The 8,992-nt window shown below is 71.8% G+C and carries 10 protein-coding genes and 1 pseudogene; 3 read left to right on the forward strand and 8 right to left on the reverse strand.

The window, feature by feature from the left end:
• Nucleotides 1-132 precede the first annotated feature (132 nt).
• Together L2I40_RS13145 and rpsD are read right to left on the reverse strand one after the other, a co-directional pair.
• Entirely contained in the window at nt 133-1,176 is a 1,044-nt protein-coding gene (locus L2I40_RS13145) for a YihY/virulence factor BrkB family protein (protein ID WP_237215413.1), read from the reverse strand.
• Nucleotides 1,177-1,305: 129 nt separating this feature from the next.
• On the reverse strand, nt 1,306-1,923 hold the full coding sequence (gene rpsD / locus L2I40_RS13150; protein WP_237215414.1) for a 30S ribosomal protein S4: 618 nt from the start codon (nt 1,921-1,923) through the stop codon (nt 1,306-1,308).
• 218 nt (nt 1,924-2,141) lie between these two features.
• Between rpsD and L2I40_RS13155 the strand changes: the two genes are divergently transcribed.
• Nucleotides 2,142-2,345, forward strand: a complete 204-nt coding sequence (locus tag L2I40_RS13155) for a hypothetical protein (protein ID WP_237215415.1) — start codon at nt 2,142-2,144, stop codon at nt 2,343-2,345.
• A gap of 4 nt (nt 2,346-2,349) precedes the next feature.
• Here L2I40_RS13155 and L2I40_RS13160 read toward each other — a convergent pair whose 3' ends face one another.
• From L2I40_RS13160 to copM, 4 genes are read right to left on the reverse strand one after another with little or no spacing between them, the layout of a single operon-like run.
• On the reverse strand, nt 2,350-3,315 hold the full coding sequence (locus tag L2I40_RS13160) for a Bug family tripartite tricarboxylate transporter substrate binding protein (protein ID WP_237215416.1): 966 nt from the start codon (nt 3,313-3,315) through the stop codon (nt 2,350-2,352).
• On the reverse strand, nt 3,312-4,157 hold the full coding sequence (locus L2I40_RS13165) for an alpha/beta fold hydrolase (RefSeq protein WP_237215417.1): 846 nt from the start codon (nt 4,155-4,157) through the stop codon (nt 3,312-3,314). Before L2I40_RS13165 ends, L2I40_RS13160 begins: the two co-directional genes overlap by 4 nt.
• The gene (locus tag L2I40_RS13170) at nt 4,154-4,978 is read right to left on the reverse strand and encodes an RNA methyltransferase (RefSeq protein ID WP_237215418.1); all 825 of its coding nucleotides are present in this window, start codon (nt 4,976-4,978) and stop codon (nt 4,154-4,156) included. Before L2I40_RS13170 ends, L2I40_RS13165 begins: the two co-directional genes overlap by 4 nt.
• Complete coding sequence (gene copM, locus L2I40_RS13175) at nt 4,975-5,340, reverse strand: CopM family metallochaperone (protein WP_237215419.1); 366 nt, start codon at nt 5,338-5,340, stop codon at nt 4,975-4,977. The genes L2I40_RS13170 and copM overlap by 4 nt, the downstream gene beginning before the upstream one ends.
• 137 nt (nt 5,341-5,477) lie before the next feature.
• Here copM and L2I40_RS13180 point away from each other — a divergent pair, with 137 nt between their 5' ends.
• Nucleotides 5,478-5,876, forward strand: coding sequence for an endonuclease domain-containing protein (locus L2I40_RS13180; protein WP_237215420.1), 399 nt, complete (start codon nt 5,478-5,480; stop codon nt 5,874-5,876).
• 8 nt (nt 5,877-5,884) lie between these two features.
• Here the strand turns inward: L2I40_RS13180 and cysS are convergent, their stop codons facing one another.
• Nucleotides 5,885-7,285: a cysteine--tRNA ligase gene (gene cysS / locus L2I40_RS13185; RefSeq protein ID WP_237215422.1), complete on the reverse strand. Its 1,401-nt coding sequence runs from the start codon at nt 7,283-7,285 to the stop codon at nt 5,885-5,887.
• Nucleotides 7,282-8,619, reverse strand: a complete 1,338-nt coding sequence (gene gltX, locus L2I40_RS13190) for a glutamate--tRNA ligase (RefSeq protein ID WP_237215421.1) — start codon at nt 8,617-8,619, stop codon at nt 7,282-7,284. Before gltX ends, cysS begins: the two co-directional genes overlap by 4 nt.
• Before the next feature lie 122 nt (nt 8,620-8,741).
• On the opposite strand from gltX, the pseudogene L2I40_RS13195 reads away from it, so the two are divergent.
• Nucleotides 8,742-8,992, forward strand: a pseudogene (locus tag L2I40_RS13195) (hypothetical protein); the annotation flags it as partial.

Genomic DNA, 8,992 nt, shown 5'->3' on the forward strand with positions numbered 1-8,992 from the left:
GGGCCGAAGCGCGCCGCGCTGCTGGCCGCCGCGCATCTGCTGCCGCTGCTGCCCTCGCGCCTGCACGGGCCCTTCGCGCGCTACCCGCAGACTGCCTGACCGCGCCGCGCGGCCGCGGCGCCGCGGAGCCCGCTAATCCTGCGCCTCGCCCACCGTGTCGGCCACCACGGCACCGCGCCGGCCGAGCGGCTTGGGTCGGCCCTTGGTGGTGTCATGCGCCGTCTGGTGTTCCATCTCGGCGTTCAACTCGCCCCCCAGCAGGACGACCACTGCGGAGATCCAGATCCAGGTGACGAAACCGATGCCCGCGCCAAGCGAGCCGTAGACGCGGTTGTAACTGTCGAAGCTCGCGACGTACCAGGAGAACAGCATGGACACCCCGACCCAGAGCAGCGCAGCCGTCGCGCTGCCCCAGGTCACCCAGCGCCACCTCGCGACGCGCCGGCTCGGCCCGAAGCGGTAGACGAGGGCCAGCCCCAGCATCACCGCCAGCAGCATCACCGGCCAGCGCGCGAAGCCGACCAGCCGCTCCGCCTGGGTCGCCGCGCCGAACAGGCCGAGCGCCACCGGCAGCACGACGACGAGCCCGAGCGCCAGCAGCACGAACGCCACGCCGCCGAGCGTGAACAGGAACGTCGTGCCGTAGAAGCGCAGCAGGCTCCGCTTCTCGCGTTCCTTGTAGACGACGTTCAGCGCATCGAAGAGCGCCGCGACGCCGCCATTCGCGCTCCAGAAGGCGATGCCGAGGCCGACCACGAAGGCGATCCCGAGCGTGTCGCTGCGCTGCGTGGCGACGCGCGCCAGCTCGTCGCCGATCAGCAGCAGCACGCCGTCCGGCACCAGCCCCTCGAGCAGCGCGAGATGGGTTCGGATCGACCCTGCATCGGCGAAGAAGCCGTAGACCGACACCACCGTCGCCAGGGCCGGGAAGATGGAGAGCAGGGCGAAGAAGGCGACGGAGCCGGCCGTGTAGAGCACCCGGTCCTCCGACACGTTGCGCAGCACGCGCCAGAAGATGTCGCGCCAGCCGCGTGCCGGGATGTCGCCGGGAGCCGTCGCCTCACGCCCGCGGCCGCGCTCACGCGCCCGGGCCCGGGCGACCAGCAGCGGCTCCTCCTCCGCCCGCTCGTGCTCGCTCCGCCAGTCTTCCGCCGCCTTGTCGTCCGCCTCGGCCATGGCGGGGGAACGCCGGCGTGGGCGGCGGGCTTCCGGCGGCGCGCTCGCCACCCGACGGACAACGCCCCGAAACGACGAAGCGCCGGCCCCTTCCGGGACCGGCGCTCCGCCAGGCTGCGATCGCGCGGATCAGCGCGAGTAGAATTCGACCACCAGGTTCGGCTCCATCTGCACCGGGTAGGGCACGTCGGAGAGCTTCGGGGCGCGCAGGACGCGGCCGCGCATCGCGCGGTGGTCGACCTCGATGTACTCCGGCACGTCGCGTTCGCCGGACTGAACGGCGTCGAGCAGCGCGGTCATCTGCTTCGACTTCTCCTTCACCTCGATCACGTCCGTGTCCTTGACGATGTAGGACGGGATGTTGAGGCGCTTGCCGTTCACCGTGACATGGCCGTGGTTCACGAACTGCCGCGCCGCGAAGGGCGTGACGGCGAACTTCATGCGGTAGATGACGGTGTCCAGGCGACGCTCGAGCAGCTCGATCAGGTTCTCGGAGGTGTCGCCCTTACGACGCACGGCCTCCTCGTAGTACTTACGGAACTGCTTCTCGCCGATGTTGCCGTAGTAGCCCTTGAGCTTCTGCTTGGCCATCAGCTGGACGCCGAAGTCGGTCGGCTTCTGCTTGCGGCGCTGGCCGTGCTGGCCGGGGCCGTATTCGCGCTTGGCGACCGGGGACTTGGCGCGGCCCCAGAGGTTCACGCCGAGGCGGCGGTTGATCTTGTACTTGGATTCGGCGCGCTTCGTCATGCGGCTGCCTCTGCCGGGCCTCTCGGCGCCGGTCCTTCTTCATGGCGGGCGCCTGCCTTGGCCGGCGGCGCCCTGGGTTGTCCCGGTAGTCCCGAAGCCTGTCGGCCAAGGGCGGGCGCGGCAGATCGCCTGCCGTCCGCGTTCCCGGAAGGAGGGCGGCGTATAGGCGGCACCCGTCCGGCTTGTCAAACCGCGGCCCCGCCCCCTACTCCGCCGCCATGGTGACGCGCGAAGACATCCTGGTGCTCGGCCTGACGGCCGGGGTGGTGGGCAGCCTGGTGGGCGGCATGATGCTCGGCATCGGGATGGGGCTGGTGATCGGCGGGCAGCATCTCGGCTGGCTGCTGGTGCTGCCGGCGGCGCCGGTCGCCGGCGGGCTCGGCTATGTCCTGGCGCGGAAGCTGACCCGGAAGCTCGTCTGACCCGTCACTCCGCCTGGATGCCCGCAGCCGCGATCAGGCGGCCCTTGTAGGCCAGATCCTCGCGCAGGAAGGCGGTCGTCGCCTCGGGCGTGCGGGCGTGCAGGGTGAAGCCGGCGGCATCCACGAAGCGCGTCCGCACCGCCGGGTCGGCGATGGCGGCGGCGATGTCGGCCTGCAGCCGCGCCAGCAGCCCGGGCGGCGTGCCGGCGGGGGCGAAGGCGCCGAACCAGGTGCGCGGGTCGATCTCGGCGAAGCCTGCCTCGGCCAGCGTGGGCACCTCCGGCAGCTGCGGCGCGCGCGTCTCCCGCCCGATCGCCAGCGCGCGCAGCGTGCCGGCGCGGATGTGCTCGATGCCCGTGGGGATGCCGGTCAGCGTCATCTGCGTCTCGCCCTGCACCGTCGCGAGCACCGCCGGCGGCAGGCCGCGATAGGGGACGTGGACCAGCTCCAGCCGCTCCCGCGCCGCCAGCGCGCCGAAGGCAAGATGCGGCTGCGAGGCGTTGCCGTAGGAGGCGAAGTTGAGCGCGCCCGGCCGCGCCCGCGTCGCCGCGACCAGCTCCGCCATGGAGCCGACGCCGAGGCGCGCGTTCACCACCACCATCTGGTGCACGTCCACCAGATGGCTGATCGGCGCGAGGTCGCGCATCGGGTCGAAGGGCATCGCCCGGATCAGGTGCGGGTTCGAGGTGATGGAATTGTCCGCCGTGATCAGCAGCGTGTGCCCGTCCGGCGCCGCCTTGGCGACGATGTCGCTGCCCGGCACCGTCGCGCCGCCCGGGCGGTTGTCCACCACGACGGGCTGGCGCCAGACCGGCTGCAGCCGCTCTGCCAGCCCGCGCGCCAGCGCATCCAGCCCGCCGCCGGCGGGGAAGGGCACGACGATGCGCACCTGGCGCGTGGCGAAGTCGGCCTGCGCCCGCGCCACGGCGGGAACCGCGAGGGCGGCGACGACGAACGCACGACGCTTCATGCGGCGACTCCGGTCATTTGCTGGCGCAACAGATCGAGGGTGAGGCGCGGGGCTTCAAGCTCGGGCAGGTGCCCGACGCCGTCGGGTGCCAGGAAGCGCGCGCCGGGGATCGCCTCGGCGATGGCGCGGCCGACCTCGGGCGGGTTCACCGCATCCGCCGTGCCGGTGACGCAGAGCGTGGGACAGGCGATGCGCGGCGCGTAGTCCTCGACCACGTCCACCGCATCGGTGCAGCGCGCCGCCTGCATGTAGCCGCGCGGCTCGGTCGCCGCGACCATGCCGCGCACGAGCTCGAGCACCGCCGAATCGGTGCCGGGCGCGACCAGCCGCGCGCTGCGCGTGCGCGCCAGCGCGACCGGCCCGTCGGCGATCGAGGCCTCGCGCATCGCCATCATCTCCGCGCGCCCGGCCGCGCCCTTCCAGCGCTGGCCGCGCGAGGCGCCGAACAGCGTCAGGCTGCGCACGCGCCCCGGATGCCGCGCGGCCAGGCAGGCGGCGAGCATGCTGCCGAAGGAGGAGCCCGCGACATCCACCGCGCCCTGGATGCCGAGCGCATCCAGAAGCGCGACGGCGGCGTCGGCATACATCTCGGGCGTCGGCGCCTCCGCGACGAAGCCGTCGGACAGCAGGTAGCCCGGCGCGTTCCAGGCGATGATTCGCGCCTGCTGCGCGAGGCCGTCGAGCACGAAACGCCAGCCGATGCTGTTCGCGCCGATGCCGTGCAGCCCGAAGAGGATCGGCCCCTCGCCCGCTTCCATGTAGGACATGCGACGGCCCTGAAGGCCGAGCGCGGCGGCGTCGAGCTCGACGAAGCGCAAGTCGGGCAGCGGCGGGATGCTCATGGGTTCTCCCAAGGGACGGGCGGGACCTCGCCGGCGAAGCGGCCGCGCACCATGCGGCCGCGGGCGAGCTCCGTCACCACGCCGTGCAGCGTGCGCAACTCCTGCTCCGTCACCTCGCCGCGTTCGAACCAGTGACGCAGGTTGCGCACCATGCCGGGCCGCTTCGGCGCGTTGTGCAGGAAGCCCGCGGCGTCGAGCTCGGCCACCAGCCGGTCGAGGAACAGGTCCAATTCGCCCTTGGTGGCGATGCGCGTCTCGTTGGTCTGCAGCTGGCGCGGCGGCGTGGGCTCGGCCTGCATCCACCACTCATAAGCCAGGATCATCACGGCCTGAGCGAGGTTCAGCGAGTTGTGCTGCGGGTTCAGCGGATAGCGCACCAGCGTGTCGCATTGCGCGAGGTCGTCCGCCTCGAGCCCGGCGCGTTCCGGCCCGAACAGCACGGCAAGCCGCAGGCCGCGACCGTTGATCTCGCGGAAATCCTCGGCCGCCGCGCGCGCGTCGCGCACGGGCACGATCACGTGGCGCGGGCGCGGGCAGGTGCCGAAGACGCGGTGGCAATCGGCCACCGCGCTGCGGATGTCCGGAAAGACCTGCGCGGCGTCGAGGATCGCATCGGCGCCGGATGCGGCGGCATAGGCGTTGGGCTGCGGCCAGCCGTCGCGGGGTGCCACGACGCGGAGATGGAAGAGCCCGCCATTCGCCATGGCGCGCGCCGCCGTGCCGATATTGGCCGCCATCTGCGGCCGCACCAGCACGACGATCGGGCTTTCGCCCGGCGGCGGCGTGAGCGGCGCGCCTCCCTCTCCGCGTCCGCCGGTCATCTGGCCGGCGCTGTGCGCGCAAGAAAGGCGCGGAGCTGCGCGATCTCGCCCTCCTGCGCGCGGATGATCTCCTCCGCCAGGCGCCGCATCTCGGGGTCGGTGCCATGGCGGAGCTGGATGCGCGCCATCTCGATCGCGCCCTGGTGGTGCGGGATCATCGCGGCCGCGAAGTCGCGGTCAGCATTGCCGCTGAAGCGGATGTTCATGTCGCGGTGCATGCGGTCGTTGGCGGCGCGGAACTCGCGCGTCGAGGCCGGCTCGTTCTGCGCCGCGCGCGGCGCGCCGTGACCCTGGTGTGGGGACTGGGCGAGGGCGGGCGCGGCGAGGGTGAGGGCGACGAGGACGGCGAGAATTCGGGTCATGTGGCGACTCCTTGCATGGGTGCCGCCATGACTTGGCAGTCTCCCACGATGGGAAGGCAAGGGCGCCCGCGCAGAGGGGTGCCCCGGCTCCCTCTCCCGCTTGCGGGGGAGGGTTGGGGTGGGGGTACAACCATCACGTGGTTGCTCCCTTTCGACAAACGGCCCGCCGCCTGCGCCGTGACTCCACGCTTGCGGAGCACCGGCTCTGGCAAGCGCTGCGCAACGACGCGCTCGGCGTACCTTTCCGACGTCAGCATCCGGTGCTGCGCTACGCCGCGGATCTTGCGGCGCCGGGCGTGCGGCTGATCGTCGAGTTGGATGGCGGGCAGCACGCGGACGGCGCCGATGCGGCGCGCGATGCATTGCTGACTGCGGCCGGCTGGCGCGTGCTGCGGTTCTGGAACAACGAGGTGCTGAGTAACCTGGAAGGTGTGCTGCACAGGATCGAAGAAGTCATAGCCGAACAGCGCGCGGCTTACCCCCACCCCGACCCTCCCCCGCTTCGCGGGAGAGGGAGCGGTGGCGCGGGCGGGTAGGGTTCGCATCACGCCCGCCGCCACGTCGTGCCCTGCGGCCCGTCCTCGAGCAGGATTCCCTGGTCGGCGAGTTCCTTCCGGATCCGGTCGGCCTCCGCCCAGTCCTTCGCCTTACGGGCAGCGAGCCGCGCCGCGATCGCCGCGCCGATCGCCGCCTCGTCCAGTTGCACGCCGGCGCGGAACCACGCGTCCGGCGCCTGGCGCAGGATCCCGAGCACCTCGCCGGCTGCCAGGATGCGGGCCTTCAGATGCGGGAGCGCGGCGGCGTCGCCGGCTTCCAGCGCCGTATTCGCCGCCGAGACCAGGTGATGCAGCGAGGCGAGCGCGAGCGGCGTGTTGAGGTCGTCGGCCAGCGCCGCCTCCACGGCCGGCTGCTCCGCCGGATGCGGCGCGTCGCCGCCCGAGGGCTCGACATCCGCCATCTTCGACAGCGCGCGGTAGAAGCGGTCGAGCTCCTTCCGCGCCTCTCCCAGCGCCGCCTCGGTGTAGTCCAGCGCGGCGCGATAATGCGTCTTCAGCACCAGCAGCCGAAACGCCTCGCCCGCCCAGGGGCCGAGCCGCAGGATGTCCTGCACGGTGCGGAAATTGCCGAGCGACTTCGACATCTTCTCGCGGTCCACGAGCAGCATGCCGTTGTGCATCCAGTAGCGCGCGAAGTGGCTGCCGGGCAGCGCACAGAGGCTCTGCGCCACCTCGTTCTCGTGGTGCGGGAAGAGCAAGTCCGCGCCGCCGCCATGGATGTCGAAATCCGGCCCGAGATGCTTCCAGGACATGGCGGAGCATTCGATGTGCCAGCCCGGCCGGCCGCGGCCCCAGGGGCTGTCCCAGCCCGGCTGGTCGGGCGTGGACGGCTTCCACAGCACGAAGTCGCCCGGATCGCGCTTGTAGGGCGCGACCTCGACCCGCGCGCCCGCGATCATCTCGTCGCGCGAGCGGCCCGACAGCGCGCCGTAGCGATCGAATGAGGCGACGGCGAACAGGACATGCCCCTGCGCCTCATAGGCGTGGCCGTTGGCGATCAGCTTCCCGATCAGCGCAACCATCTCCGGGATGGTGCCGGTCGCGCGCGGCTCGACATCGGGCGGCAGCACGCCGAGCGCGGCCATGTCGCGGTGGAACTCGGCGGTGGTGCGTGCGGTCACGCTCTCGATCGGCTCGCCGCTCTCCCGCGCGCGGTCGATAATCTTGTCCTCGACGTCGGTGATGTTCCGCGCGTAGGTGACCTGCGGATAGAGCCGGCGCAACAGCCGCGCCAGCACGTCGAACACCACGTTCGGACGCGCATTGCCGAGATGCGCGAGGTCATAGACCGTCGGGCCGCAGACATACATGCGGACATGCTGCGGATCGAGCGGCTCGAAGCGCTCCTTGCGGCGCGTCGCGCTGTTGTGGAGATGAAGGTCCATCAGGTCGCACTCGCGGCCTGCTGCAGGCGCCGCAGCGCCCGCGCACGGCCGATCAATGGAAGGAAGGCCTTGAGATCGGGCCCGTGATCCTCGCCGGTCAGCGCCCGGCGCAGCGGCAGGTACAGCGCCTTGCCCTTGCGGCCGGTGCGTTCCGCGACGACGGCAGTCCAGGCCGGCCAGCTGGCCTCATCCCAGGGCTCCTCGGGCAGGGTCTCCGCGGCGACGCGCAGCAGTTCGGCGTCGGCGGGATCGCCCGCGGGCACGATATCACCGGCAACGACATCCCACCAATCGCGGACTTCGCGAAAGAGATCGAGGTTCCCGCGCACCGCCAGCCAGAAATCCTCCCCCGCCCCGTCGGGCAGCCGGTCCTTCACGGCCTCGAAGGACACGCCGTGCAGGTATTTGCGGTTCAGCGCGAGCAACTGCTTGGTGTCGAAGCGCGCGGTGGATTTCGAGATCTTCGCCAGGTCGTAGGACCCGGCGAGCTCCGCCGGCATCCCCGGCACCGGATCGGCGCTGGACCCGAGCGCGGCGAGGTAGCCGGCCAGCGCCGCCGGCTCCACCCCGTCGCGGCGCAGCTGGCGCAGCCCGACGCTGCCGGTGCGCTTCGACAGCGGCCCGCCATCGGCATCCGTCAGCAGCGGAAGGTGCGCGAAGCGGATCGCGCCCGGCCTGCCGCCCAGCGCACCGAGGATGTCCAGCTGGATGCCGGTGTTGGTCACGTGGTCCTCGCCGCGGATCACGTCGGTGATCCCGGTCTCGAGGTCGTCCACGACGGAGGTGAAGGTGTAGAGGAAGCTGCCATCGGCGCGGATCAGCACCGGGTCCGACAGGCTGGTGAGCTTCACGCTGCGGTCCCCGAGCACCCCGTCGCGCCAGGCGACCGAGCCGCCCGAGAGCAGGAAGCGCCAATGCGGCGACTTGCCGTTGGCGATGGCGCGGTCGAGCTGCTCCTTGGTCATCTTGAGCGCCGCGCGGTCGTAGAGCGGCGGCTTGCCCTGCTTCACCCGCTGCTCGCGCTTGTAGGCCAGCTCCTCCTCCGTCTCGAGGCAGGGGTAGAGCCGGCCGGAGGCCTTCAGCCGCTCGGCCGCGGCGGCGTAGCGGTCCAGCCGGTCCGTCTGCTTCAGGAACTCGTCCCAGTCGAGGCCAAGCCAGCGCAGATCCTCCTCGATCCCTTCGGCGTATTCCGGCTTCGACCGCTCGGTGTCGGTGTCGTCGAGGCGCAGCAGGAAGCGCCCGCCCGCGCGGCGGGCGAGGCACCAGTTGGCGAGCGCGATGCGGGCATTGCCGACATGCAGCAGCCCGGTCGGGGAGGGCGCGAAACGAACTTTCATTTGTGCGACAGGAACGCCAGATGCCGGGGGAAGGCAAGGCGCGAAGGCGGGGGCGCCATCATCTCGGCGCAATCCCGGCGTTCCATGCCACCATCGAATCGCGTCACGAAGGGATGCGGGCCATGAGGAAGATCGCGGCTACGGGCCTGCTGGCGGCCGGGATGGTGATGGCGGGCATGATGGCCGCGCCGACGGCCGAGGCCGATGGCTGGCGCCGCGGGCATGGCTGGGGCGGGCCGGGCTGGGGCTACGTCGCGCCGCGGCACTACCACGGCCGCGGCTACTACAACGGCGCGGCCGTGGCCGGCATCGTCGGCCTGGGCATCGGCGCCGTGGTCGGCTCGGCCCTTGCCGCGCCGCCGGTCTACGTCGC

Source organism: Falsiroseomonas oryziterrae, from assembly GCF_021864505.1.
In the GTDB taxonomy this organism is placed as follows: Bacteria; Pseudomonadota; Alphaproteobacteria; order Acetobacterales; family Acetobacteraceae; genus Falsiroseomonas; species Falsiroseomonas oryziterrae.